We start from the raw sequence: 25,253 nt of genomic DNA on the forward strand, positions 1-25,253 counted from the left end.
CCGGCCGGTGTAACGCAACCCACCACCGGTGAAACTGTCACAGCTGACTGCTCGACTGGGGCGATGACGAACCAAGACCTGATCCTCGTGCTCGGCGCCACCGGCACGACCGGTCGCCGGGTGGTCAGCCGGCTGCGCGAGGCCGGTCGACCGGTCCGGCCCGCCTCCCGCTCCGGGCCGGCGCGTTTCGACTGGGCCGATCGGCGCACCTGGCGGCCGGCGGTGACCGACGCCACCGCGATCTACCTGATGGCCCCGCACGGGTTGCCGGTGGATTCCGATTTCGTCCGGCTGGCGGCCCAACTCGGGGTGCGCCGGATCGTCCTGCTCTCCAGTCGGGCGATCGAGGCGATGGGCGACGACCGGCTGATGGCCGCGGAGGAGGCGGTACGCGCCTGCGGCGTTGACTGGTCCATCCTGCGGGCCGACTGGTTCGACCAGAACTTCGACGAGGGGGTCTTTCGGGAAGCAGTGCTCGCCGGGGAGATCGCCATGCCGGTGGGCGATTCCCGACAGTGTTTCGTCGACGCCGACGATATCGCCGACGTCGCCGTCGCCTGCCTCACCGCTGCCGGCCACGCCGGCCGGACGTACGAGATCACCGGGCCGCACGCGCTCTCCTTCGGGGAGGCCGCGGAGATCCTCGCGGACGCCGCCGGTCGCCCGGTGCGTCACCTCGGCGATGCCGACGACTACCGGGCGGCGATGCTTCCGCTCGGCGTGCCGGCCGCACAGGTGCAGGGTGAGATCGCCGCGTTCGCGGCGCTTCGCGACCTGGGCGACGGCCAGCCGACCGACACCGTCGGCCTGGTGACCGGTCACGACCCGAAGAGCTTCCGCGCCTACGCGACCGAGGCGGCTGCCCGCGGCGCCTGGCGCTGCTGAGCGGGCTACCGCCGCCTCGGTCGCCCAATGCCTCCGGTCGCCGGCTTGCGGGCGCAGGCGGGTGCGGCGGCGACGGTTAGCTGTGGCGGGGCCGGGTAGGTGGGGGTGATGACGAGATCACAGCCCCGGCGGGCCCGCGGCACGGTCGGTCACGCGTACAGCGCGTTGAACCTGCGGCTCGTGCTGGCCAGCTTCGGGCTCGTCACCATGATCGCTTTTGCGGTGCTGGCGTTCCGTGCCGATCTGGCCTGGTTGGGTGTCGTCTGTGCCGTCTTCGCGGTGGTTGCCGTCGTCGACCTGATCGTCATCCAACGCCGCCGCGCCGCCCGCCGCGCAGAGGAGCCCGGCGCGCGGCACTCGCTCTTCGAGTGACGGGAGTAGCCCTGATGACCATCGCCACCACCAACCCCGTGACCGGCCAGGTGCTCAAGACGTACGAGGCGATGTCCGACGAGCAGCTCGACGGCGCGATCGAACGGACCGACCTGGCGTACCGGCAGCTGTGCGGCACCACGCTCGAACAGCGGGGGTGGTGGCTGAACACGGTGGCCGACCTGCTGGAGGCGGAGCGGGACGAGATCGCCCGGCTGATGACCACCGAGATGGGCAAGACGCTCGCCGCCTCGAAGGCCGAGGTGACCAAGTGCGCGGCCGCCTGCCGCTTCTACGCCGAGCGGGCCGTCGAGTTCCTCGCCGACGAACCCGCCGACGCCCGGGCGGTCTCCGCCACCCGGGCCTTCGTCCGTTACCAGCCGATCGGGCCGGTGCTGGCGGTGATGCCGTGGAACTTCCCGCTCTGGCAGGTCATGCGCTTCGCGGCCCCGGCGCTGATGGCCGGCAACACCGGCCTGCTCAAGCACGCCTCCAACGTGCCGCAGACCGCGCTGCTGCTGGAGGACTTGATCCGCCGCGCGGGCTTTCCCGAGGGCGCCTTCACCACCCTGCTGGTCGGCTCCGACGCGGTGGACCGGATCCTGCGTGATGCCCGGGTGCGGGCCGTGACGCTGACCGGCAGCGAGGTCGCCGGCCGGTCGATCGCCCAGATCGCCGGGCGGGAGCTGAAGAAGACCGTGCTGGAGCTGGGCGGCAGCGACCCGTTCGTGGTGATGCCCTCGGCCGACGTGGAACTCGCCGCCGAGGTCGCCACCACGGCCCGCTGCCAGAACAACGGCCAGTCCTGCATCGCGGCCAAGCGCTTCATCGTGCACACCGATGTCTACGACGTCTTCGCCGAGGCGTTCGCGCATCGGATGTCCGCGCTGCGGGTGGGTGACCCGATGGCGGAGGACACCGACGTCGGTCCGCTGGCCAGCGAGCGGGGCCGCGACGAGGTCGACGCGCAGGTGCGCGACGCGGTCGACAAGGGGGCCACCGTGCTCTGCGGCGGCGAGAAACCCGGCGGTGCGGGCTGGTTCTATCCGCCGACCGTGGTGGCGGACCTGAACCCGGGGATGCGGATGTGGGCCGAGGAGGTGTTCGGGCCGGTCGCCGGCCTGTACCGGGTGTCGTCGTACGACGATGCGATCGAGCTGGCCAACGGCACCGCCTTCGGGCTCGGGTCGAACGCGTGGACCCGGGATCCGCAGGAGCAGGAGCGCTTCGCCACCGACCTGGAGGCCGGTTCCGTCTTCATCAACGGCATGACCACCTCCTACCCCGAGCTGCCCTTCGGCGGGGTGAAGAACTCCGGCTACGGGCGGGAGCTGTCGGCCCAGGGCATGCACGAGTTCTGCAACGTCAAGACCGTCTGGATGGGGGTGGGCGCGGCCACGGCCGGTGCCGGCGCGCATTCCGAGTAGCCCGGCCCCGCCGCTGCACGGGCCGCCCGCCGCTGCACAGACCGGCCCCGCCGCTACGCCGGGACGGCTCGGCCGGTGCATAGGGCGGCGTCCAGGTGGGTAGGGAACCGCGGCATGACGGCGATCGGTTTCCACGCTTCCCACGAGCAGATCCACCCACGTGAGCTGCTGGAGGCGGTGATTCACGCGGAGAGCGTCGGCTTCGACGCCGCCATGTGCTCCGACCACTTCGCGCCGTGGAGCGAGCGCCAGGGACACTCCGGGTTCGCCTGGTCCTGGCTCGGATCGGCGCTACAGGCCACCGGGCTGTCGTTCGGTGTGGTCAACGCGCCCGGGCAGCGCTACCACCCGGCGATCATCGCGCAGGCCATCGGCACCCTGGGCGCGATGTACCCGGGCCGGTTCTGGGCGGCCCTGGGCTCGGGTGAGGCCGCCAACGAGCACATCACCGGCGACGCCTGGCCGCGCAAGGACGTGCGCAACGCCCGGCTGCGCGAGTGTGTCGAGATCATCCGTGCCCTGCTGGCCGGCGAGGAGGTCAGCCACGACGGCCTGGTCCGGGTCGACCGGGCCAAGTTGTGGAGCCGTCCGGAGCAGCCACCGGCGCTGGTCGGTGCGGCGGTCAGCGTCGCCACGGCCCGCTGGTGCGCCGAGTGGGCGGACGGGCTGATCACGGTCAACGCGGCACCCGATCACCTGCGCCGGATGATCGACGCGTACCGGGAGGCCGGTGGCCGGGGGCCGGTGCATCTGCAGGTGCACCTGAGCTGGGCGCCCGCGCAAGCCGAGGCCGAGGCGATCGCCTACGACCAGTGGCGCAGCAACGTCTTCGCACCGCCGGTCTGCTGGGACCTGGCGACGCCCGAGCACTTCGACGTGGTCTCCGCCGAGGTGCCGATGTCCCGGCTCGCCGAGGTGGTCAACATCTCCGCCGACCTGGGCCGGCACGTGGGTTGGCTGGAGGAGTACGTGGAACTCGGCTTCGACCAGATCGCGCTGCACCACGTCGGGCAGGAGCAACGACCCTTCCTGGACGCGTTCGGTGAGCAGGTGCTGCCGAAGCTGCGCGGCTCGGCCGGCTGACCGGCCGGTGGCTCAGTCCAGGCGACGGGCGAGCACCTGACCCGGCCAGGGCGGGCGGCCGGGTCGTTCGACCGTGAACGGCTCGGTGGCGGTGAAGCCCTGCCGCTCGTACCAGCGCACCAGCGCGCCGTCGTCGCCCGCGTAGCAGTCCACCCGAAGCAACCGTAGGCCACGCTTCCGGGCCAGGTCGGCGGCGTGCGCCAGCAACCGGCCGCCGATCCCGTTCCCGGCGGACGCGCGATCGGTGACCAGCAGGTTCACGTACAGTTCCGGCTCGGTGGCGGGCGGCACGTAGCCGGTCGCCGCGCCCACCACGAGCGCGCCCACCGGCAGTTCACCCGCCTGCGCCAGCCACAGGCCGCCGCTGGTGACCCAGGCATCGACCTGCGCGACGCGGCGCTGGTCCGTGGATGCGGGTTCGGTGCCCCACTGGCCGGTACGACCCCGCGCCACCAGCCAGGCGGTGGCGTCGTCGAGCAGCCGCAGCACCGCCGGGGCGTCCGGCGGTCCACCCGGGCGCAACACGAGATCGTTCATGCCGCCATGCTGCTACCGCCGGAGGTCAGCCGTCCAGGCGAGGGCCGGCCGCGCCGTCCCGCCCGGAGCGAGCGGGCACCGCGGCGGACACCTCGGCGAGGAGGTCGCCGATGTGGTCGCCCCAGTGGGAGGCGACCACGAGGTCCCGAGCCGGATCGACCCAGAGCAGGTGGCGGCCCATGTTGCCGCGGGCACAGCGGCCGGTCGCCGGGGCCGCCGACTGGACCCGGCGGGAGTCGTTGCGCCACCACAGGTAGCCGTAGTCGGCGTTGCGGTCGCAGGGCGCCCAGCAGCGATCGATCCACTCCGCGCTGAGCAACCGCCGGCCCTGCCCGGCTCCCCGCGCCCGGTACAGCTCGCCGACCAGCGCGAGATCGTTCGCCGAGATCCACATGCCACCGCCCCAGTGCGCTCCGCCGCTGACCACCGGCAGGGTCACCCCGTCCACCGTGACCAGGCTGTCCCGGTAGCCGTGCCAGGACCAGTCGGGCGAGCCGCCGAGCGGGTCGAGGACGGCTTCGCGCAGCACGTCCGGCAGCGGTCGGCGCAGCAGCAGGGTCAGTGCCAGGCAGAGCAGATTGACCCGTACGTCGTTGTAGGCCCACCCGGCGCCCGGGGCACCCTCGCGTTCGAAGCCCTCGCGTCGGCTCTGCGCGTCGACCTCGGTCGGCTTGCCCCACAGCTCGCCGATCCATCCGCTGGTCTGCTGCAACAGGTGTTGCCAGGTGATGCCGTGCAGCCGCAGCGCGGCGAGCGTCGGATGGTCGACCGACTCGGTCACCGGCGCGTCGGGGTCCAGCAGCCCCGCGTCGTACGCCACCCCGGCGACCGTGGCGACCATGCTCTTGGTGCCGCTGAACAGCATTTCGGGGATGGCCGGATCGCCCCAGGTGGCGATCACCTCGCCCCGGTGCCGGATCACCCCGCTGGCGCCGGAGCCAGCCAGCAGCGGCCCGGTGACCTCGCGGTGCGACGGATCGCCGTTCTGCGCTGCCAGATAGGTCGCCATGTCCGCGATGCCGGCGGTGACCCGGGTGGCCTGACGCCGTACCGCCGACCGGACCCTGTCCAGGTCCACCGATGCACCCATGGACCGGACCCTATGCGCTGGGTCCGTCCCCCGGGCGTCCCGGCCGGCAGTGACCTCCCGCACAGTCGGCACCCTCGATGACCAAGAAGTTCTGGTCCGGATCCGTCAGGAATCCGGACCAGAACTTCTTGGTCAACTTATTGGGGTGGGGGCCGGGTGGGGTGCCGGTCGCCGACGGCACCCCACCCGGGGATCAGGACGCGGCGCAGGGTGCGCCGTTGACGGTGATCAGGTGGGGTGCGGGGTTCGCGCCGCCGGCGGTGGTGGCGTTGAAACCGAACATCACCGAGCCACCCGGGTTGATCCGCGAGTTGTACGACTCGCTCTTCGCGGTCACCGTGGCCCCGGACTGCGTCACGTCGGCCATCCACGCCTCGCGCACCTTGGCGTCACCGGTGAAGGCGAACCGGGCGGTCCAGCCGTTGACCGTGGCGGTGCCGGTGTTGCGAATGTTCACCTGGGCGGTGAAGCCGGTGCCGCCCTGCCACGAGCCGTAGTTGGTGTACGACACCGTGCAGGTGGGCGCCGGCACCGCACCGGAGTCGCCCTGGTCCGCCAGGAACGAAGCGATCCAGGCCAGCGCGGAGTTCCAGTTGATCGCCACCTCGTTGGTCGAGTACGAGGCGATGTCGTCGACGAAGCAGAACATCGGCGCGCAGCCGGCGAGCAGCTGCTCGACGAACGGGTCCTGGAGGGCGGCGTTCGGTCCGCCGGCGATCGAGCCGGCCGGTGGCTTCGGCATGCTCGGGTCGAGCTGGTAGCCGAAGATCCGGCTGTGCTGGTTCTCTGCCGCGTGCTCGCCCCACCCGGTGACGTACGAGATGTTCAGCGCGTTGCGGCCGAGGATGTAGTCCATGGCCTGCACCGCGCCGTCGCGGTACTTCGCCGCACCGGTCAGGTCGAAGGCGGTGGCCAGCACGACGGCGTTGTTGATGACGTTGCTGTTGCCGCCCCAGAAGTAGCTGTTCGCGTCGCCGGGCATGGGCAGCCCGTACGCCTGCCCGCGGATCTCGGCGAGGTAGCCGTCGGCGGCGGCGGTGACCGACGCCCGGACCCGGGCCAGTTCGGCGGCCGGCAGCCCGTTGGGCACGGTCGCCAGGTCGAGGCGGCCCAGCGCGGCCACGCTCTGCCAGCCGAAGCCGCGGGCGTCGAAGACGTCGCCGGTGTGGTGCGGCGAGGCGGTCAGGTCGGTCAGGTAGGTGCGCTCGCCGGTGGTCAGGTACAGCTCGGCGGCCGCCCAGTAGAACTCGTCGGTGACGTTGGTGTCGTCGTACGGGCCGCCGCCGTTGCCGGTCGACGGGGCGTACCGGGCCGGGTTGGCCTTGGCCGCCGCGTAGGCGGTCTTCGCCGCGCTGCCGCAGCGCTGCGCGAACTCCTTGTCGTAGGGGGCGAACAGCCGGGCGCACTGGGCGGCGACGGCGGCCAGGTTCAGGGTGGCTGCGGTGGACGGCGGGTGCAGCTCGCGCGGCTCCGGGTCGTCCTCGGGCTGCATCGGCAGGCCGGTCCAGTTCCGGTCGTGGATCTTGTGGTGGGCCATCCCGGCCAGCGGCTTGCCGGCCGGCACCTGCATCCGCAGCAGGAACTCCAGCTCCCAGCGGGCCTCGTCGAGGATGTCCGGCACCCCGTTGTCCCGCTCGGGCAGCCGCAGCGTGCCGTCGCCGAGGTCGGCGCCGAACCCGGCCGTGGCGGCGTTCTTGGTCCGCTCGAAGGTGCTCAGCAGCTGGTAGGTGGCGATACCGCCGTTGACCACGTACTTGCCGTGGTCACCGGCGTCGTACCAGCCGCCGCGCACGTCGAGGCGGTAGTCGCAGGTCCCGGCGACACACGGCACGTCGGTGTCGCCCTGGTTCGGGGCGACGCCCAGGTGACCGGCCGGGCGGGCGTACTCCTCACCAACCAGGTCACCGTCGATCTCGATGCCGCTGCGCTGGATGTAGAAGAACTGCAACGCGTCCGAACGGAGCTGGTCGTAGAGCGTGCCGGAGATGTCGAACGGGTGGCTGACCTCGCCGTCCACGGCCAGCGTCAGCCCTCGACCCGGGGTGCGGTACGACGAGAAGTCCACCGAGTGCACGTTCTGCGCCGACGCCGGGTCGACCCCGCGGGCAGTGGTGGTGCCGCTGGCCAGCACGGCACCCGAGGCGGCGTGCAGCTTCCACGGCAGCGCCTCGGTCGCCTCGGTGACCACCGTGGCGTTCTTCGGTCCGCCGGGCAGGTAACCGACCTGGTTCACCCGGACCCGGGGGCCGGTGTCCGGCACGTACGGCTCGGGCGGGTTGCCGCCACGCAGCGAGATGTTGTCCAGGCAGACGGTCCGCGGCTCGGCGCTACCGCCGACCTGGAAGATCAGCTGGGCGCGGCTGTCGTCGGTCGGAGCGACGAAGGTGCGCTCGACGCGCTGCTGGGTCGGTGTCGCGGCGGCGGTGACCGAGTAGTAGCCGGTGTAGGGCTCGCTGCCGAGTTGCAGCACGGCGGCTACCGGACCACCGGGGGTGGAGGTGACGTCGAAGCCGAGGGTGTACTCGGCGCCGGCGATCAGCGGAAGCGCGTCGTGGCCGATGCCGGCGTCCCAGGGGTTGGCCAGGCCACCGGCCACGGTGGCGCAGAGCTGGCCGTCGACCACGCCGAGGGAATTGGTGCCGTAGGAGAACCAGGGCGACGAGCCCTCGCTGAAGTCACCGTTGCGGATCTGTTCGGGTGCGTCGGCGGGTGGATCGGCGAAAGCGGTGCCGGCACTTACGCCGACCAGCGCCACGGCGGTCGCTGCGGCTAGCACCGCGAGGCGACGTCGGGATGGCGTCACGGGGGAGTCCTTCCGACGAGCGGGACGGAACATTCGAGGTGGGGGCATGGTGGGGGCATGAGAGCTGGGAGCGCTCCCAGGTAACGGGCATGTTTCCAGGGTGGACAGGCCGTGTCAATCGATTCCACCCGATGGGCTTCGGGTCGGCGGGCAGTGAGATTTGCCGCGCCACGCCGGGTGGTCCTGATCTCCTAGAGACAACTGAGCCCTTCTCCTGGCAGGCTGCGTGCCATGACCCTGAAGCTTCGTTCCGCCGGGACGAGCGACCGTGGGCTGATCCGCAGCGGCAACCAGGACGCGCTGCACGCCGGCAGCTGGCTAGTCGCGGTCGCAGACGGCATGGGCGGCATGGCCGCGGGCGACCTGGCGAGCGCGATAGCCATCGAGGCGGTGGCGCCGCTGGACGTGGCCACACCCGAGGACGCGTTGGTCGCCGCGTTGCAGAGCGGCATCCAGCTGGCCACCAACCGGATCCGCCAGGCGGTCGCCGAGGACCCGCAGCGGCAGGGGATGGGCACCACGCTGACCGCGTTGCTGTTCGCGCGTACCGGAAGCTGCCTGGCGTTGGCCCACGTGGGCGACTCCCGGGCCTACCTGTTCCGCGAGGGTGTACTCAAGCAGATCACCCGGGACGACACCTTCGTGCAGATGCTCGTCGACCAGGGATTGATCACCCCGGACCAGGCCGGCAGTCACCCCCGCCGGGCCGTGGTCACCCAGGCGTTGCAGGGCGACGAGGTCTCTCCGACGTACGCGACGATGGTGCCCCGGGCCGGCGACCGTTGGCTGCTGTGCAGCGACGGGCTGTCCAACGTGGTGCGGGCCGAGACGCTTTCCGAGGTGCTGGCCGGCCACCCGGACCGGGAGGCGTGCACCCGGGCGCTGATCGACCTGGCGCTGCGGGCCGGCGGCCCGGACAACATCACCGTGGTCGTCGCGGACGTGGCCGACGAGCCGTGACGCTCAGCGCCGCTGCCCGGCGCGTCGGGTCGGCGTGGCCGTGGTCGGGTCCTCCGGCCAGGGATGGCGCGGATAGCGGCCGCGCAGCTCGGCCCGGACCTGTCGATAGCCCGACCGCCAGAATGACGCCAGGTCGGCGGTGACCGCCACCGGCCGGCCGGCGGGGGAGAGCAGGTGCAGCAGCACCGGCACCCGGCCGCCGCCCACGCGGGGCGCGTCCGGCCAGCCGAACGTCTCCTGGAGCCGGACCGCGAGCACCGGCGCCGCCGGGTCGGCGTAGTCCACCCGGATCCGCGAGCCGCTGGGCACGGTGATCCGCTCCGGGGCCAGCTCGTCCAGTCTCCCGGCCAGCGACCACGGCACCAGCCGGCGTAGCGCACCGGCCACGTCGACGCGGGCCAGGTCGGCCCTGCGGCGGGCGCCGGCCAGCTCCGGCCCGAGCCACTGCTGCGCGTCGGCCAGCAGCGCCTCGTCGGACACGTCGGGCCAGTCGGCGCCGAGCGCGTGCCGGCAGAACGCCAGCCGCTCGCGCAGCGTCCGGGCCCCCGGCGTCCAGGTCAGCAGGTCGAGTCCGGCGCTGCGCAGCCCGGTCAGCAGGGCCGCACCCACCTCGTGCCGGTCGGGTCGGGACAGCGGGCGCTCGACCAGCTCGATCGCCCCGAGCCTGACCACCTCCCGGGCCACCACATCCGTACCCGACCAGCCGATCTCCCGCTCGGTGCGCAGCAGCGAAGCGCCCGCCTCGCGGGCGGTCGTCTCGTCCAGGACGGCGGCGAGCCGGACCCGGGCGGTCGGTGCGCCGGGGGAGCGGTCGGCCACCGCCACGGCCAACCAGTCGACTCCGGTCAGCGCCGAGCCCGGCGGCAGCTCCGCCGCGGTCCCACCGGTCATCAGGTACGCCGACCCGCCGGGCCGTCGCAGCCGGGCCAGCCGTTCCGGGTAGGCCAGCCCGACCAGTAACCCGGCGGCGAGGTCGTCGGGCAACCGCGCCGCCGCGCCGAGGGCCGGCTGGTCTCCGGCGGCGGCCGGTAGCGCCGCGCGCAGGCGACGCACCTCGGTACGCCAGCGTGCCGTCGCGCCCGGGTCGGTGCCGGAGCGCAGCCGGCGCCAGGCGGCGGCGAGGTCGTCGCCGGACCCGGCGACGGTCTGCTCGGCGAGTATCGCCACCACCTCGGCCGCGCGGTCCGCACCCACCCGGGCGGCCCCGTCGAGCAGGGCCCGCGCCAGCCGGGGATGAGCTCCGGCGGCGACGATCGCCCGACCCCGTCCGGTGATCCGGCCGTCCAGTCCGAGCGCACCGAGGGCGGTCAACGTCTCCGTGGCCACCGCCATGGCCGCTGCCGGAGGCGGGTCGGGCAGCGCCAGCCCGTGGCCGTCGGGAGCACCCCAGGCAGCCAACTCCAGGGCGAAACCGGTCAGGTCGGCGGTGGTGATCTCCGGCTCCGGCTGTGCCGGCAGCCGCTCGTGCGCCGCCTGGGTCCAGCAGCGGTACACGTGGCCCGGTGCCTCCCGGCCGGCCCGGCCCGCCCGCTGGGTGGCCGCCGCCCGGGAGACCGGCACGGTGACCAGCGCACCCAGCCCTCGGGCCAGGTCCAGCCGGGCCACCCGGGACAGGCCGGCGTCCACCACCGTGCGTACGCCCGGCACGGTCAGGCTGCTCTCCGCCACCGCCGTGGCCAGCACCACCCGCCGCCGTCGCCCCGCCCGCAGGGCGGTGTCCTGCTCGGCTGCGGTCTGGCGGCCGTGCAACCGCAGCACGTCAACGCTGTCGCGCAGCCCGGCCAGCCGCCCGGCGACCGCCCCGATCTCGCCCACCCCCGGCAGGAAGACGAGCAGGTCCCCGTCCTGCTCGCCCAGAGCCTGCCGGACGGTCGCGGCGACGTGGTCGAGCAGCGCCCGATCCACCGGTCCCGCGCCCGGCGGCGGCACCGGCCGGGGTGGTGGCACCCAGACCCGGGTCACCGGGTGCAGCGCCGCCGACGCCCGCACCACCGGTGCGGGCACCGCACCGCCGAGCAGGGCGGCGAAGCGGTCCGCCTCCGGCGTCGCGGACATGGCCAGCAGCCACAGGTCGGGCCGCAGCGCGATCCGGGACTCCACGGTGAAGGCGAGTGCCAGGTCGGCGTCGAGCTGTCGCTCGTGGATCTCGTCGAGCAGGATCGCGCCGACGCCGGGCAGCTCGGGGTCGTGGTGCAGCCGGCGGACCAGCAGCCCCGTGGTAACCACCTCGACCCGGGTACGCGGGCCGACTCGCCGCTCGCCGCGCACCGCGTAGCCGACCCGATCGCCGACCTGCTCGCCGAGCAGGGCCGCCATCCGTCGGGCGGCGGCGCGCGCGGCCACCCGGCGGGGCTGGGCGACGACCACCCGGCCCGGTACCGCGTCGGCCACCGCGAGCGGAGCCAGGGTGGTCTTGCCGGTGCCCGGTGGGGCGACCAGGACCGCGGTGCCCGCCGAGCGCAGCGCCGCCACCATCGCCGGCAGCACCGGCCGGACGGGCAGGTCGAGAGGCACGTCGGAGAGCACGCCCCAGTCTCGCACCGCCCCCGTCGACCCCTCCGCCCCGCCGTGCCCCGCACCCCCGCGCCGATCCAGGCACAAGTGTCGCTAGTGGATCTCCAGCGACGACGACAGGCCCTGGACCGACGGGGTGACGGATCAGTGCGCGCGGGGCTCGGTGAGGCTGCCGACGAAGGCGTTCCAGGCCGAGGTAGCGAAGACCAGGACGGGTCCGTGCCGGTCCTTGGTGTCCCGCACCGCTACCCGACCGTCGACGTTGGCGACCTCGACGCAGTTGCCGTTGCCCACACTGCGCGTACTGGTGCGCCACTTCGCCCCGGACAGGTCGAGCGCGGTCATCGCGATCCCTTCGTCGATACCGACAGTGACCGCGCCGCAGCGGTCACGTAAAGTAGCGAGAAGCCTCTTTCAAGCGGATCAGGGATGCCGCGGGATCGAGCGCAAGGCGGCGCAGCCTCTCGTGCACAAGGCTATACGAGCGCACCTGCGCGACCTCCTCCAGTGCCATGCCCATCGAGAGATTCTCCAGGTAGACCACGGCCGCGTCGGCCGTGTCGGCGAACGTGAGGAGCACGTACGGCGAATTCATCGCGGGGTGCCCGCCGGCCTCGAATGGAAGTACCTGAATAGTGACGTTGGGTAGCTGGGCGATGTCCTCCAGGTGGGTCGCCTGGCCTGCCATGACGGCCCGGTTGCTGACAGGGCGTAGCAATGCCGCCTCGTTCAGCACGACCGACAGTTCGACCGGGGCTTCGCTGTGCAACACCTCCTGCCGCCGCAGTCGGGCGGCCACCTTGCGATCGAGGTCCTCCTCGCCGGCGGTGAGCCGGTAGACCTCCCGGGCGTACGCCTCGGTCTGCAGCAGGCCGGGCACCGCCTCGGCCTCGTAGGTGCGCAGGGTCGCGGCCTCGGCCTCCAGGCCGACGTAGAACTCGAACCACTCCGGCAGTACGTCGCTGTAGTGCTGCCACCAGCCGCGCTGCTGCGCGCCGCGGGCGATCTCGATGAGCGCCTCGGCGTCCGCTCCGGTGACCTGGTAGAGCGCCAGCGCGGCCCGCACGTCGCGGGGCTTGATGCCGATCTGGGCGTTCTCGATGCGGGACAGATTGCTCTTGGACATGTCCAACTGCCGGGCGGCGACGTCCAGGGTCATGCCGGCGCGTTCGCGCAACTGACGCAGTTCCCGGGCGATGCGGCGGCGGCGGACTGTGGGGCTCGCGGTCACCCTCCGAGTCTGTCACGGGAAAAGGCGCAGGTCGCATCACCACGGAGTGCAACTGACGAAAACGGGAGTTGCATTGCAACTGCGTCAGGTGCATCCTTTCCCGGTTGGTTGACGATCACAATGGACGGCCGGCCTGGGGGGACGTTTGCTCATCGCCGACGAGTTCTTCCTGATCGCCCACAACGACACCCGGGGCAAGGCGAAACTGCACCCCGCCGCTGCCGGCCTGGGTCTGGCTGCCGGGCTCCTCGGTGAGCTGATCCTCTATGGACACATCACGGTCAGCTCCGGTCAGGTCGCCGTCATCGACCGTCGCCCGCCCGGTGACGCCCTGGCGCACACCGTGCTGGACCAGTTGATCGGCGAGGCCCAGCACCAGGCGGTGCGGACCTGGCTCAGTTTCCTCGCCCAGACCTCGGTGACCTCGGTGGCGGAGCGGCTGGCCCGCGCCGGAGTGCTACGTCGGCAGGAGAGCCGCCGACTGTTGCGGACCGTCGTCACCTACCAGCCGAACGACCTCAACGTGGCGGCCTGGCCGGCCACCCGCCTGCGCGCACTGCTGGAACGGGCGGACCCGCCCAGCGTGCCCGACGCGGTGCTGCTCGGACTGGTCGCCGCCGCCGGGTTGACCCGCGAGGTGCTCTGGAGCGCCGGCCCCCGCGCCCATCACCGGCTCAACCTGATCATCCCGGCCCTGCCGGCGCCGTTGAAGGAACTCGTCGCGCACACCGAAGCCGCCGTCGGCGCGGCCGTGCTGCGTGGCATCCCCTGACCCCGGTACACCCCTTCCCCTCCCAAAAACCGGAGCAGTCAATGTCCTCGACAACGACAACCGAACGACCGAGCAATGTCTCCGAGGCGCTGGCCCGTGGCCGGCTCGGCGTACCCTCGGTCGTCTTCTTCGTCCTCTCCGCGGCCGCGCCGTTGACCGTGGTGGCCGGCGTGGTCACCACCGGCTACGGGGTGATCGGCGTGCTCGGCATCCCGTTGGCGTTCCTCGCGGTGGCGGCGGTGCTGGCTTTGTTCTCCGCCGGCTACGTGGCGATGGCCCGCCGGATGGCCAACGCGGGGGCCTTCTACGCGTACGTCTCCCGTGGCCTGGGCCGACCGGCCGGCGTGGGAACGGCCTGGGTCGCCCTGATTGCCTACAACGCCCTCCAGGTCGGGCTCTACGGCACCATCGGCGCGGCGGCCGCGCCCGTGCTGGACCGGCTCTTCGGGATCGCGCCGCAGTGGTGGATCGTGGCGCTGGTGGCCTGGGCGATGGTGGGGCTGCTCGGCCTGCTCCGGGTGGACATCAACGGCATGGTGCTGGCCGCGCTGCTCTGCGCCGAGATCGCCGTCATCGTGGTGTTCGACCTCGGTCAGCTGAGCAACCCGGCCGGCGGCAACGTCAGCTTCGCCGCGTTCTCGCCGGACAACTTCTTCGTGCCGGGGCTCGGCGCGGTGCTGGTGCTGGCGATTCTCGGCTTCGTCGGGTTCGAGGCCTCGGTGGTCTTCAGCGAGGAGAGCAAGGACCCGAAGCGCACCGTGCCGATGGCGACCTACCTCTCCGTGGCGATCATCGCGGTGATCTACGCCCTCTCCTCCTGGAGCATGACCGTGGCCGTCGGGCCGGACCGCATCGTCGAGGAGGCCGGCACCCAGAGCATCGAACTGATCTTCAACCTGGCCGGCGCGCACCTGGGCGACACCGTCCTCACCATCGGGCAGGCGCTCTTCCTGACCTCGGTGCTGGCCGCGATGATCTCGTTCCACAACACCACCGCCCGGTACGCCTTCGCGCTGGGCCGGGAGCGGGTGCTGCCGGCGGTGTTCGGGCGGACCTCGCCGACCACCGGGGCGCCGCAGGCCGCCTCGCTGGCGCAGAGCGCGCTCGGTCTGTTCGTGATCGTGCTGTACGCGGTCAACGGCTGGGACCCGGTCCTGCAGCTGTTCTTCTGGCTGGGGACCAGCGGCGGCTTCGGTGTGCTGCTGCTGATCGCGACCACCGCGGTCGCGATCATCGTGTACTTCGCCCGCAGCGACGAGCCGGAGACGCTGTGGCGGCGGCTGATCGCCCCCGGCATCGCCGCGGTCGCGCTGGTCGCGATCATCGTGCTGGCGGTGCAGAACTTCGCCAACCTGCTCGGGGTGGCGCCCGACTCGCCGCTGCGCTGGGCGATCCCGGCGGCCTACCCGGTGGCGGCGCTGCTCGGCGCGCTCTGGGGCCTCACCCTGCGGCGCCGGCGTCCCGACACGTACGCCCGGATCGGTCTGGGTGCGGAGAGCGCGGCGGCGGTCGTCGTTTCCCCGCCGGCGGCCACCGAGCCGGAGACGACGACCATGGGGGTGCGACGGTGACGCGGCTGGCCATCGGGCGGCTCGACCTGCCGGACGCCCGATGGGCGGCCGAGCGGATCGCCGAGGCATTCATGGTGCTGGACCAGCCCCGCTGGCTGGTGCCGGACGAGGCCAAGCGGGAGTCGGTGCTGGCCGGGAACTTCGAGATCGTCGTCGACCACGCGATCCGGCACGGTCTGGTGTTCGGTACCGAGGACCGGGCCGGGGTGGCGGTCTGGCTGCCGTCGGTCGGTGACCCGCTGCCGCCGCCGGAGGACTACGACGCCCGCCTGGCCGCCGCGTGCGGGGAATGGACACCGCGCTTCGTCCACCTCGACGAGTTGTTCGCCGCCAACCACCCACACGCCGACCACCACCACCTGGCGCTGCTGGCCGTACGGCCGGACCGCCAGGGGCAGGGCGTCGGCACGGCACTGCTGCGCCACCATCACGCCTGGCTGGACGCCAACGGCGTGGCGGCGTACCTGGAGGCGAGCAACGAGATGAGCCGCGACCTCTACGCGCAGCACGGCTACCGGGTCTCCGAGCCGTTCCGGCTGCCCGACGGCACGCCGTTCTGGCCGATGTGGCGGGAACCGGCCGCCGGCTGAGCCGCGGAACACGACGGTGGCCGGGTCCCAATGGACCCGGCCACCGTCGCCACCCCTCCGTACGCCCTGTGTAGAAGTCCCTCAGTACGTCCCGTGGAGCTGCCCCCGCAGCTTCGTCAGTGCCCGGGCCAGCAGTCGGGACACGTGCATCTGGGAAACGCCGATCTGGTCGGCGATCTGCGACTGGGTCAGGTTGCCGTAGAACCGCAGCGTCAGGATCTTCTGCTCACGCTCGTCCAGCGTGGCCAGCGCCGGGCCCAGTGCCACCCGCAGCTCGGCCAGCTCGAACTCGTTGTCCTCGCCGCCGAGCATGTCGCCCAGCTCGGTGGCGCGGTCGCCGTCGCCGGTCGGCGTGGACAGCGACACCGCGTTGTAGGCGCGGGCACCTTCCAGGCCCTCCAGCACCTCTTCCTCGGTGAGCTTGAGGTGGGCGGCGATGTCGGCCACCGTCGGCGAGCGGCCGAGGGTCTGCAGCAGCGTGCTGTTGGCGTCGGAGATGGCCAGCCGCAGCTCCTGCAGCCGCCGGGGAACCCGGATGTCCCAGGTCCGGTCCCGGAAGTGCCGCTTCAGCTCGCCGATGATGGTGGGGATCGCGTAGCCGGCGAAGTCGACACCGCGGGTGGGGTCGAACTTGTCGATGGCCTTGATCAGGCCGACGGCCGCGGTCTGGGCGAGGTCGTCGGTGGGCTCACCGCGACCGCTGTAGCGGTGGGCGAGGTGGTTGGCCAGCGGCAGCCACGCCTCGATCGCCCGGTCGCGCAGGGCGGCCCGGGACGGGTGTCCGGCCGGCAGTGCGGCCATCGCGTTCAGTAGGTCGGTGGCGCTGTCGGTGAGCGCCCGCGGGTCGAGCTTCGGGGTCGTGGTCGCCGGCGCGGCGGCCGACTCGGTGATCGTTGACGCGGTCATGGTGGTCCTCCCTGCACCTCGTCCGCGGATAAAGACGTGACGCTTTGGTTTAGGCGCTGCTAGTACGTTCGGGAGTCACCTTAACCTGATCGTCTCCCAAAAATCTAGCCGAACGTACGATGTACTTAAGTGATTTCCAGGCATGAAAGTTGTTAAAAGGGGCACGGCGTCGGCGCCAAGGAGGGTTTGTCGAGCGGATCTTCGGCCGATTGCTGGTCGGCTCGACCACTTGTGCATGTCCACCCGGCCCGTGTCGACCGACCGGACGGGGGTGCGGTGCCGCCGACCGGACGAGCGTGAAGGGTGGGCGGCAAGCGAACTGTCGCCAATCCGTCGTTGTCCCGTCGATGGGACTGGCCTTAGCGTCGCGGTTACATCCCTAATCGGAGGTGCCGTGCTCGACCCTGCCGTTCCCCAACTCGTCGTGAACAGCCGGACGCTGTACTTCAGCTGGCTGCCGGCGGACCCGGACGCGGTGGCGGCGCTGGTCCCCGCCGGACTGCGGCCACACCCGGACCGGCAGGTCTTCATGAACCAGTACGTGGTGGAGGACGACAGTCAGACCTCCGGCTTCGGCGCCTACTCGCTGACCTACCTCGGAGTCACCCTGGCCGGCGTCGACGCACCGGACGGGGTGACCCCGGGCGGCTGGTGGACCCACTACGTGGCCTCCAGCTCACGGGTACGCGACTACGCCCTGGCCCGCGGCGCTCCGGCGTTGGCCGGCCAGACCACGATCACCGCCCAGGACGACGCCGTGGTCGCCGAGACGGACATCGGCGGCATGCCGATGATCCGCGCCCGGGTACGCGCCGGGGACACCGGCCACGCCACGCACAATGGGCACCACCGCTACCTCACGGCACTGCACGGTCAGCTGGTCAGCAGCGTCTACGCGGTGATCGCCGAACCGGTCACCTCGTTCGAGATCGAGTCGGTGGAGTTCCTCGACCCCGACCACCCGATCTACGTGCTGCGTCCACAGAACCCGCTCACCATCGCCTGGGGCTACTACTCCCCGCGCTCATCCTTCGCGTACCCCGGTGGCCTGACCGTGCTGGGCGAACTGGAGCCCAGCTCACCAGGTGCCGCCCCGGCGGGCTCGCAACGGCCTGCCGTCGGGGTCGTAGACCAGCCGGTACACCGGTAGCGCCCAGAGCCGGGTCCACCAGCCGAGTCGCCGCGATCGGTGCGGTCGCAGCCGGCCGGGTGGCCGGGGACCGACCTGCCCGGCGTCGTGCCAGCGCTGCAACGCCTCGGCGGCAGTGGTGACCGCGGCGACCGCGTCGTCGGGGTCGATCAGGTCGGCGTCCTCGCTCCCGGCGGGGTCGCGGTCGAGGTGTTCCCGCAGCAGCCGCAGCCGTAGCTCCCGGGCGAACCGACGGGCCCCGTCGCCGCCCCCGGCCGGATCGAGCGGGTGGCGTTCGTCCCGGCTGTCGTCGAGCACCGCGCAGGACAGCTCGCTGTCGTGCGTCCAGGACCGCCGGTTGAAGTTGTCGCTACCCACGCTGGCCCACACGTCGTCGACCACGCACACCTTGGCGTGCACGTAGACCGGGGTGCCAACATGGTTCTCCGCGTCGAAGACGTGTACCCGCCTCGGTGCGGCCTTCTCGCACAGCGCGAGCGCCTGCTCGCGGCCGACCATGTTCGGTGGCAGTGCCAGCCGCCCGTCCACGTCGGGATGGCGCGGTACCACCGCCACCAGGTGCAGCTGCGGGTTGTCCCGCAACGCCCGCGCGAAGAGGTCGGCGACCTCGGTCGACCAGAGGTACTGGTCCTCCAGGTAGATCAACCGGCGGGCGCGCCGGATCGATTTGGTGTAGCCGCGCGCCACGGTGCGCTCACCGTCAGGGGCGAACGAGTACTTCGGCCGTACCGCCGGATAGGTGCGCAGCACCTGCACGTGGTGCGGGCCGCAGGCCGGCGGATCAGCCGGTCGCTCGGGCAGTGGACTCGGGGTCAGGTCCGCGCCGCGCAGCCGGTCGCGCAGGTAGGCCAACGGGTTCTCCGAGTCCAGCGGCATCGGGTCCGTCCACCGTTCGCGGAACACGGTGTCCAGCGCGCCCACCACCGGCCCCCGTACCGCGAGTTGTACGTCGTGCCAGGGCGGATGGTCGCCGTAGGGCGCGGACATCCGTACCGCCTGCGGGTCGCCGCGGTGGGTGTCGTCGTCCCGCCGGCTGTGGCACAGGTCGATGCCGCCGACGAAGGCGATGTCCCGCTCGGGAGCGCCCGGCCGGCGCAGCACCACCAGTTTCTGGTGGTGTGATCCGCCTCGCCGGACCCGCTGGTCGAGCAGTACCTCCCCGCCGGCGGCCGACACGGCCTCGCTGAGGTTGCGATTCTCCTGGTGGCTGTAGGAGAGCACGTCCAGATGCGAGCGCCAGATCAGTCCCTTGACCACCACGCCGCGCTGGGCGGCGCGGGCGAACAGTTGGGACACCGTCGGTCCGTCCGGACGTAGGCGCTCGTCCGGATCTCCCCGCCAGTCGGCGAAGAAGAGATGGTCACCGGCGTCGAGCGCCTCGACCTCGTCGACCAGCCGGTCGAAGTACGCGGCTCCGTGAATCAGCGGCTCGGCGAGGTTTCCGCTGGTCCAGACGGGTAACCCAGAGACCGGGTTGGCGCGTTCCGGTGCGCTGAGAAACCAGTTCCGCACCGTCGCGTTCCTGCCCTGGGAGAGGTCGACCATGTCCTCACGATACGAACCCCCGGTCGGGTCCGCACGACGGCGAGCAATGACGACGCGCGGACCGACCCCATCGAGCAGCGAGGGAGCCGCACCATGCCCGGCGAGACGACGAACTCCGCGACCGAGCACCGCGAGCAGGCGGTGGAGGGCGAGCGGGGAGCGCTGTTGACGGTACTGGTGATGGTCCTGCTCGGCGTGGCCGGCATATTCGCTGTCTCCTGAGCGCGGAGCGCCCCGGGATGACCGGAGCGCTCGTGCGCCGTCGTCACGATCAGGGGCGTTCGCCCTGACCGTCGGTGTGCGGCAGCCGCTTCGTCGGGATCACGCCGAGCCGACCGGCCTGGAAGTCCTCGAACGCCTGGATCAGCTCGTCCCGGGTGTTCATCACGAACGGGCCGTACTGTGCCACCGGCTCACGGATCGGCTGCCCGCCCATGATGTAGAGGTCCAGCGTCGGGGTGTTGCTGTCCTGTCGGGCGTTGGCCCTGAATCGGAGGGCGTCGCCCGGCCCGTGCACGGCCAACTGCCCGGTGCGTACGCCGCGCCCGTTCGCCCCGACGGTGCCGCGGCCGCCGAGCACGTAGACCAGGGCATTGAAGTCGGGCCGCCAGGGCAGGTCGACCTGCGCCCCGGGCTCGACCGTGACGTGGGTGATGGTGATCGGAGTGTGCGTCGAGCCGGGCCCACGGTGGCCGGCGATCTCACCGGCGATCACCCGGATCAGCGCGCCACCGTCGGCCGTGGTGAGCAGCGCCGCCTGCCTGCCCCGGATGTCCTGGTACCTGGGTGGGCTCATCTTGGCCGCCTTGGGCAGGTTGACCCACAGCTGCGTGCCATGGAACAGCCCGCCGCTGACCACCAGGTGCTCCGGCGGTGCCTCGATGTGCAGCAGGCCACTGCCCGCGGTCATCCACTGGGTGTCGCCGTCGGTGATCGTGCCGCCGCCGCCGTGGCTGTCCTGGTGGTCGAAGATCCCGTCGATGATGTACGTGACGGTCTCGAAGCCGCGGTGCGGGTGCCAGGAGGTGCCCTTCGGCTCACCGGGGGCGTAGTCCACCTCACCCATCTGGTCGAGGTGGATGAACGGGTCCAGCTCGCTCGTCGGGACTCCGGCGAAGGCCCGCCGTACCGGGAAGCCCTCGCCCTCGAAGCCGCTGGGCGCGGTGGTCAGCCGGCGGACCGGCCGGAACGTGGTGGACTCGTCGAGCCGGGGCAGCCGGGGCAGGACGAGGACGTTGTCGACGGTGATGGCGGGCATCGGGGCTCCTTCAACTGTCGCCGGGGGCGGTGGCGGTGGCGGCGGTGTCGTTTGCACCCGTCAGCCGCTGGCCGAGCCGGGTGAAGATCCTGGTCAGGCAGGCGACCTCGGCGTCGTCGAGGTCGTCCATCAGGTGGGTGCGTACGGAGTGCAGGTGATGCGGCGCGGCCTCCCGCAGGGTCAGCAGCCCGGCGGCCGTGAGCACCGCCTCGTTGCCCCGCCCGTCGTCCGGACAGGGCGCCCGGGTGACCAGGCCACGCCGCTGCATGGACGAGATCTGGTACGTCAGTCGGCTGGGGGAGAAGACCAGCCGACCGGCCAGCTCGCCCATCCGGAGTCGTTGCCCCGGAGCCTCGGAGAGCAGCACCAGCACGTGGTAGTCGGCGAAGCTCAGCCCGCTGGCGACGCGCAGGTCGTCCTCCAGCCGGGTGAACAACCGTTGGCTGGCCTCGATGTACGCCCGCCAGGCGGTGTGGCGGTCGCTGTCCAGGCCCTTGGTCATGAGGGCAATGGTAGCACCTTGTTCAAAATTTGAACAATGCCGCCTGCTCGCCGTGGGAAGGGCGCACGCGAGGTCAGAGGCGGCCAATCATCAAGGTTTGAAATACTCCTCACCTCGAATCCGCCGCCGATCGTGGAATACCTGGTGCACGGCCGGACGGGCTGTGCCAGACTCTGCCGTCGTGGAACTGACCGGCCCCGGCCTGCTGCTGCGTCCCTGGCGGGACGCGGACGCGCCGGCCGTGCTCGCCGCCTGGCGCGACCCGGCGATCGCGCAGTGGAACCCGCAGGGCGATCCGCTCGATCTCGCGGCCGCGCGCCGGTGGGTGCGCTGGCGGGCCGACTGGTCCAGCGGTGGTCACGTATCGCTGGCCGTGGCGGACCCGACCGATGCCGACACCATGCTCGGCTCGGTGTCGCTGCACCGGATCTCCGGCGGCGACGCGTCGATCGGCTACTGGACCGTCGTTGCCGCCCGTGGTCGGGGGCTCGCCTCGGCGGCGGTCCGCCGGCTCACCGAGTGGGCCTTCGCGGACCTCGGACTGGACCGGATCGAGCTGTGCCACGCGGTGGCCAACCCGGCCTCCTGTCGAGTCGCCGAGCGGGCCGGCTATCTGGCCGAGGGCACGTTGCGGCAGTCGCACCGCTACGGTGACGGCCGCCGCTACGACGAGCACCTGCACGCCCGCCTCGCCACCGACTGAGCACGACAGAAACGGGCGGCCCCGCGCCTGGCGGGGCCGCCCGTCGGCTCGGCGGCCTCAGCCCGCCGGCTGCGGGGTGCGGCCGCCCAACTGGAGTTGGCCCAGCAGCTGACGGGCCTGCTCGGCCACGTCGGCCTCCACGGTGACCGCGTACTGGTTGGCGCGCAGTGAGCTGGCGGAGGTGAAGTCGCGCTGACCGCCGGTCATCGAGTGTGCGACGGCACCGAAGACGGCGCCCCAGACGGCACCGATGACCAGGCCGGCCAGGATCACCGCCACCCAGTTCCCGACGGTGAAGATGCCGAACAGCAGGCCGATGAAGAGACCGAACCAGGCACCCGTGCCGGCGCCGACCAGCGCCGCGCGGGCGGTGGTCATCCTGCCCAGTACGGTCTCGACCAGCGCCAGGTCGGTGCCGACGATGGCGGCACGCTCCACCGGGAACCGGTTGTCGGCGAGGTGGTCCACCACCCGCTGGGCGGAGGGATAGTCCGGAAACGCTCCGATCGTCACGGTCGGCGGGCCGGCCGGCGGGCCGTGGCCGTCGCCGCTGGGAGCCGCGGGGCGACCACCGGGACCGGACGGGAGAGTGCCGCCGCCCGTCATGCCCGGCTGCCACGCCGAGGGATTCGACTGTGTGCTCATGGTCTCCTCCTTCGTCACCCGTCGCGTTCCCGGGTGGCGGTGGCGGTAACCGGATCCTGGTACGCGAAACCGCCCCCTGAACTCAGGGGGCGGTTCCGTCCGTTACCGGCTCCCCGGCGTCGGCCGGCGTCATCCGCCAGCCGCGCCGGGACCCGACACCGCGTCTAGGCGCAGGTGGTGCCGTTCAGGGTGAAGCCACCGAACGGCGGCAGGCTGCTGCCGGTGAAGGTGCCCTGGAAGCCGACGCTGAGGGTGCCATTGGCGGGCAGGTTGCCGTTCCAGGCGACGTTGCGGACCTGGATCCGGTCGCCGGACTGGCTCCACTCACCGTTCCAGCCGTTGGTCAGGCGCACTCCGGAGCCGGCCGTGAAGGCGAGCGTCCAGCTGGTGAGCGCCGCGCCGCGGTTGGTCGCCCGGATCTCGGCGGTGAAGCCGCCGGTCCACGCGTTCGGGGTGTACGTCACCGTGCAGCCCCCGCTGGGCGGCGTGGTGGGGGGCGTGGTGGTCGGTGGGGTGGTGGTCGGGGGCGTCGTGGTCGGGGGCGTCGTGGTGGGTGGGGTGGTCGTCGGCGGTGCGGTGGTCGGCACCGGACCGGCCGCCACGGCCAGGTCGTACGCCCGCTGCGGGACGAACTGGCCCGCCGCCGCGATGCACCCGTCCGCCTCGCCGGGCAGCTTCACCCAGAGGAACGCGTCGATCGCGGCGTCGCCGGTCGCGGTGGTGCTCGGCGTGCCGATCGCCCGCCCCGGCGGGTCGCACCACTCGGAGCCGGCGGGTCCGTTTCCGTTGCGGCTGGTGTCCACGACCGCCTTCAGCCGGGAGATGCCGGTGGCCGCGATGATCGACTTGGCGTAGGAGACCTCGTCGGCGGTGCGCCGGTAGTTCGACACGTTCACCGAGATGCCGTCGGCGCTGTTGGCGATGTCCGACGCGGTCAGCCGAGCGGCGGCCTCGCCGGGGGCGAGCCATCCGCCGTGGCCGATGTCGAAGTAGACCTTCGCCGCTGACGAGCCGGCCTTGAGCGCCTTACCGGCGTACGCCATCGAGGCCCGCACCTCGGCCTGCACGCTGGCGTTCATGCAGCTGGTCATGATGGGGAGCACATCGGGCTCCAGGATGATGGTGGCCGGGCGCCCCCCGAGGCCCGCGGCGACCTGGTCCACCCACTGCCGGTAGGTGGCGTGGTCGGGCGCGCCGCCCCCGCTGTGGTTGCTGCAGTCACGGTTGGGGATGTTGTAGACCACGAGGATCGGAATCTTGCCGGCGGCGGCCGCGGCGCCGACGAAGGAGTTCACCTCGGCGCGCACCGACGAGGTGTTGGTGGTGGTGAACCAGCGGGCCTGCGGGACGCTGGCGATCCGGTCCCGGATCACGGCGGTCTTCGAGTCGTTCGGATTGGCCGCCACCCAGCGGGCGGCGCTGGTCTGCGGGTCGACATAGAAGGCGGAGTCGGCGGCCGCCGCGGGCGAGGGACGTAGCGCGCCCACGCCGACGGTGGCGGCCACGGTCAGGGCCGTCGCCACGGCGCCGACCAGAGCGAATGTGCTCCGGGTTCTCATGGTCTGCTCCTCGTAGCCATCGAAGAAAATGCGTGGAAGCGCTCCCACATGTCCGTCAAGGTACGGGTCTGTTGCCGGCTTGTGAAGACCTTCCGGAACAATCCGCTGGTTCCGGGGCGGGTCGGTCGGCGTCGATCCGCCGAGCGCCCCGCATACGATCAAGCAATGAGTGCTGACCCGTCAGGCGTCGTGGTCGTCGGTGCCGGCATCGCCGGGGTGGCCTGCGCCCGCGAGCTGTTGCGAGCCGGCATACCGGTGCAGCTGCGGGAGCGCGGCCGGGTGGCCGGCGGCCGGATGGCCAGCCGACGTTTCGACGGCCGCCCCGCTGACCTGGGCGCCGCCTACCTCACGGTCACCGATCCCGACTTCGCCGAGGTGGTACGCGAATGGCAGGCCGCCGGGCTGGCGCGGGAGTGGACGGACACCTTCGTCGCGTACGGCGCCGATGGTCGCCGTGAGATCCCGGGTCCGATCCGGTGGGCGGCCCCACGCGGGCTGCGCTCGCTGGTGGAACACCTGGCCCAGGACCTGCCCCTGGTGGTGAACCGGCTGGTCCTCGGGGTCGAGCCGGGGCCGACGGTGGACGGCCAGAAGTGCGCGGCGGCCGTGTTGGCGATGCCCGGGCCACAGGCCGCGCTGCTGCTCGACCCGGCCCTCGAGGCCGCCACCGAGGCGGTCCGGCGACAGCACTGGTCGCCGACGCTGGCGGCGGTGCTGCGATTCCCGACCCGCAGATGGACCGATTTCCGGGGGGCGTTCGTCAACGACCACCCGCTGCTCGGCCTCGTCTGCGACGACGGGGACCGACGCGGCGACGGCGCTCCCGTCCTGGTCGCCCACACCACGCCGGAGTTCGCCGCCCGGCATCTCGCCCAACCCACCGGCGCGGCGCCGGCCGTCGAAGCGGCCGTACGGGACCTGCTCACCCTGCCCGATCGGGCCGAGCACGTGCACGTGCACCGGTGGACGTACGCCAAGCCGGTCGACGGCTCCGACGCCGGCTTCCACCTCGATGACGACGGGATCGGCCTGGCCGGGGACGTGTTCGGCAAGCCCCGGGTGCAGACCGCCTGGCGCTCCGGCCGTGACCTCGGCCGAGCCCTCGCCGCCCGGCTCGCCTGACTGACCGCGGCGGGCCGCTACACCGTCC

Annotated in this window: 24 protein-coding genes; 12 read left to right on the forward strand and 12 right to left on the reverse strand. The window is 72.2% G+C overall.

Features of this window, described 5'->3' with window-relative positions; genetic code table 11:
• The first annotated feature begins 63 nt into the window (after positions 1-63).
• The 4 genes from BMY89_RS03475 to BMY89_RS03490 all read left to right on the forward strand — a co-directional run bounded on the left by BMY89_RS03475 (position 64) and on the right by BMY89_RS03490 (position 3,767).
• Positions 64-885, forward strand: a complete 822-nt coding sequence (locus BMY89_RS03475; protein ID WP_092374609.1) for an NAD(P)H-binding protein — start codon at positions 64-66, stop codon at positions 883-885.
• 108 nt (positions 886-993) lie between these two features.
• On the forward strand, positions 994-1,257 hold the full coding sequence (locus BMY89_RS03480) for a DUF6343 family protein (protein ID WP_092374612.1): 264 nt from the start codon (positions 994-996) through the stop codon (positions 1,255-1,257).
• A 14-nt stretch (positions 1,258-1,271) separates the two neighbouring features.
• Positions 1,272-2,684: an NADP-dependent succinic semialdehyde dehydrogenase gene (locus BMY89_RS03485; protein ID WP_092374615.1), complete on the forward strand. Its 1,413-nt coding sequence runs from the start codon at positions 1,272-1,274 to the stop codon at positions 2,682-2,684.
• 114 nt (positions 2,685-2,798) lie between these two features.
• Positions 2,799-3,767, forward strand: a complete 969-nt coding sequence (locus BMY89_RS03490) for a TIGR03885 family FMN-dependent LLM class oxidoreductase (RefSeq protein ID WP_092374618.1) — start codon at positions 2,799-2,801, stop codon at positions 3,765-3,767.
• Positions 3,768-3,779: 12 nt separating this feature from the next.
• Here the strand turns inward: BMY89_RS03490 and BMY89_RS03495 are convergent, their stop codons facing one another.
• The 3 genes from BMY89_RS03495 to BMY89_RS03505 form a co-directional block, all read right to left on the reverse strand.
• A complete protein-coding gene (locus BMY89_RS03495) occupies positions 3,780-4,304 on the reverse strand; it encodes a GNAT family N-acetyltransferase (protein ID WP_092374621.1) in 525 nt (174 codons plus the stop codon).
• Between the two features lie 25 nt (positions 4,305-4,329).
• Positions 4,330-5,394 carry a serine hydrolase domain-containing protein gene (locus BMY89_RS03500; protein WP_198413951.1) on the reverse strand — a complete coding sequence of 355 codons (1,065 nt, stop codon included), beginning with the start codon at positions 5,392-5,394 and terminating at the stop codon, positions 4,330-4,332.
• 193 nt (positions 5,395-5,587) lie between these two features.
• On the reverse strand, positions 5,588-8,197 hold the full coding sequence (locus BMY89_RS03505; protein ID WP_092374624.1) for a glycoside hydrolase family 9 protein: 2,610 nt from the start codon (positions 8,195-8,197) through the stop codon (positions 5,588-5,590).
• 231 nt (positions 8,198-8,428) lie between these two features.
• Here BMY89_RS03505 and BMY89_RS03510 point away from each other — a divergent pair, with 231 nt between their 5' ends.
• On the forward strand, positions 8,429-9,157 hold the full coding sequence (locus tag BMY89_RS03510) for a PP2C family protein-serine/threonine phosphatase (RefSeq protein WP_092374627.1): 729 nt from the start codon (positions 8,429-8,431) through the stop codon (positions 9,155-9,157).
• A gap of 3 nt (positions 9,158-9,160) precedes the next feature.
• Here the strand turns inward: BMY89_RS03510 and hrpB are convergent, their stop codons facing one another.
• The 3 genes from hrpB to BMY89_RS03525 form a co-directional block, all read right to left on the reverse strand.
• A complete protein-coding gene (gene hrpB / locus BMY89_RS03515; RefSeq protein WP_092374630.1) occupies positions 9,161-11,683 on the reverse strand; it encodes an ATP-dependent helicase HrpB in 2,523 nt (840 codons plus the stop codon).
• Between the two features lie 132 nt (positions 11,684-11,815).
• Complete coding sequence (locus tag BMY89_RS03520; protein WP_092374633.1) at positions 11,816-12,016, reverse strand: DUF397 domain-containing protein; 201 nt, start codon at positions 12,014-12,016, stop codon at positions 11,816-11,818.
• A 43-nt stretch (positions 12,017-12,059) separates the two neighbouring features.
• Complete coding sequence (locus tag BMY89_RS03525) at positions 12,060-12,902, reverse strand: helix-turn-helix domain-containing protein (RefSeq protein WP_092374636.1); 843 nt, start codon at positions 12,900-12,902, stop codon at positions 12,060-12,062.
• 145 nt (positions 12,903-13,047) lie between these two features.
• On the opposite strand from BMY89_RS03525, the gene BMY89_RS03530 reads away from it, so the two are divergent.
• Genes BMY89_RS03530 through BMY89_RS03540 form a run of 3 tightly spaced genes read left to right on the forward strand, consistent with a single transcriptional unit; the run spans position 13,048 to position 15,835 of the window.
• Positions 13,048-13,674, forward strand: a complete 627-nt coding sequence (locus tag BMY89_RS03530; RefSeq protein WP_092374639.1) for a GOLPH3/VPS74 family protein — start codon at positions 13,048-13,050, stop codon at positions 13,672-13,674.
• A 41-nt stretch (positions 13,675-13,715) separates the two neighbouring features.
• Positions 13,716-15,245: an APC family permease gene (locus BMY89_RS03535; protein WP_092374642.1), complete on the forward strand. Its 1,530-nt coding sequence runs from the start codon at positions 13,716-13,718 to the stop codon at positions 15,243-15,245.
• Complete coding sequence (locus tag BMY89_RS03540) at positions 15,242-15,835, forward strand: GNAT family N-acetyltransferase (protein WP_232521031.1); 594 nt, start codon at positions 15,242-15,244, stop codon at positions 15,833-15,835. Before BMY89_RS03535 ends, BMY89_RS03540 begins: the two co-directional genes overlap by 4 nt.
• Before the next feature lie 81 nt (positions 15,836-15,916).
• On the opposite strand, the gene BMY89_RS03545 is transcribed toward BMY89_RS03540, so the two are convergent.
• Entirely contained in the window at positions 15,917-16,741 is an 825-nt protein-coding gene (locus BMY89_RS03545; protein WP_092374646.1) for a SigB/SigF/SigG family RNA polymerase sigma factor, read from the reverse strand.
• Between the two features lie 394 nt (positions 16,742-17,135).
• Here BMY89_RS03545 and BMY89_RS03550 point away from each other — a divergent pair, with 394 nt between their 5' ends.
• Entirely contained in the window at positions 17,136-17,891 is a 756-nt protein-coding gene (locus BMY89_RS03550; RefSeq protein ID WP_175510272.1) for an acetoacetate decarboxylase family protein, read from the forward strand.
• Here BMY89_RS03550 and BMY89_RS03555 read toward each other — a convergent pair.
• A complete protein-coding gene (locus BMY89_RS03555; RefSeq protein ID WP_092374649.1) occupies positions 17,820-19,436 on the reverse strand; it encodes a phospholipase D family protein in 1,617 nt (538 codons plus the stop codon). The genes BMY89_RS03550 and BMY89_RS03555 overlap by 72 nt on opposite strands.
• Before the next feature lie 93 nt (positions 19,437-19,529).
• Between BMY89_RS03555 and BMY89_RS31265 the strand changes: the two genes are divergently transcribed.
• A complete protein-coding gene (locus BMY89_RS31265) occupies positions 19,530-19,658 on the forward strand; it encodes a hypothetical protein (protein WP_269766841.1) in 129 nt (42 codons plus the stop codon).
• Between the two features lie 49 nt (positions 19,659-19,707).
• Here BMY89_RS31265 and BMY89_RS03560 read toward each other — a convergent pair whose 3' ends face one another.
• A complete protein-coding gene (locus BMY89_RS03560; RefSeq protein ID WP_092374652.1) occupies positions 19,708-20,694 on the reverse strand; it encodes a pirin family protein in 987 nt (328 codons plus the stop codon).
• Positions 20,695-20,704: 10 nt separating this feature from the next.
• Positions 20,705-21,196 (reverse strand): MarR family winged helix-turn-helix transcriptional regulator, encoded by a 492-nt coding sequence (locus BMY89_RS03565; protein WP_092374655.1) that lies wholly within the window; start codon positions 21,194-21,196, stop codon positions 20,705-20,707.
• Positions 21,197-21,377: 181 nt separating this feature from the next.
• Between BMY89_RS03565 and BMY89_RS03570 the strand changes: the two genes are divergently transcribed.
• Complete coding sequence (locus tag BMY89_RS03570; protein ID WP_232521032.1) at positions 21,378-21,899, forward strand: GNAT family N-acetyltransferase; 522 nt, start codon at positions 21,378-21,380, stop codon at positions 21,897-21,899.
• 57 nt (positions 21,900-21,956) lie between these two features.
• Here BMY89_RS03570 and BMY89_RS03575 read toward each other — a convergent pair whose 3' ends face one another.
• Both BMY89_RS03575 and BMY89_RS03580 read right to left on the reverse strand, forming a co-directional pair.
• The gene (locus tag BMY89_RS03575) at positions 21,957-22,544 is read right to left on the reverse strand and encodes a YflT domain-containing protein (protein ID WP_092375530.1); all 588 of its coding nucleotides are present in this window, start codon (positions 22,542-22,544) and stop codon (positions 21,957-21,959) included.
• A gap of 164 nt (positions 22,545-22,708) precedes the next feature.
• Positions 22,709-24,103, reverse strand: a complete 1,395-nt coding sequence (locus BMY89_RS03580) for a glycoside hydrolase family 6 protein (RefSeq protein WP_092374661.1) — start codon at positions 24,101-24,103, stop codon at positions 22,709-22,711.
• 165 nt (positions 24,104-24,268) lie between these two features.
• Here BMY89_RS03580 and BMY89_RS03585 point away from each other — a divergent pair, with 165 nt between their 5' ends.
• The gene (locus BMY89_RS03585) at positions 24,269-25,225 is read left to right on the forward strand and encodes an NAD(P)/FAD-dependent oxidoreductase (protein ID WP_092374664.1); all 957 of its coding nucleotides are present in this window, start codon (positions 24,269-24,271) and stop codon (positions 25,223-25,225) included.
• Positions 25,226-25,253: the final 28 nt, after the last annotated feature.

This window comes from Micromonospora phaseoli, assembly GCF_900109115.1.
Taxonomy (GTDB): domain Bacteria; phylum Actinomycetota; class Actinomycetes; order Mycobacteriales; family Micromonosporaceae; genus Micromonospora; species Micromonospora phaseoli.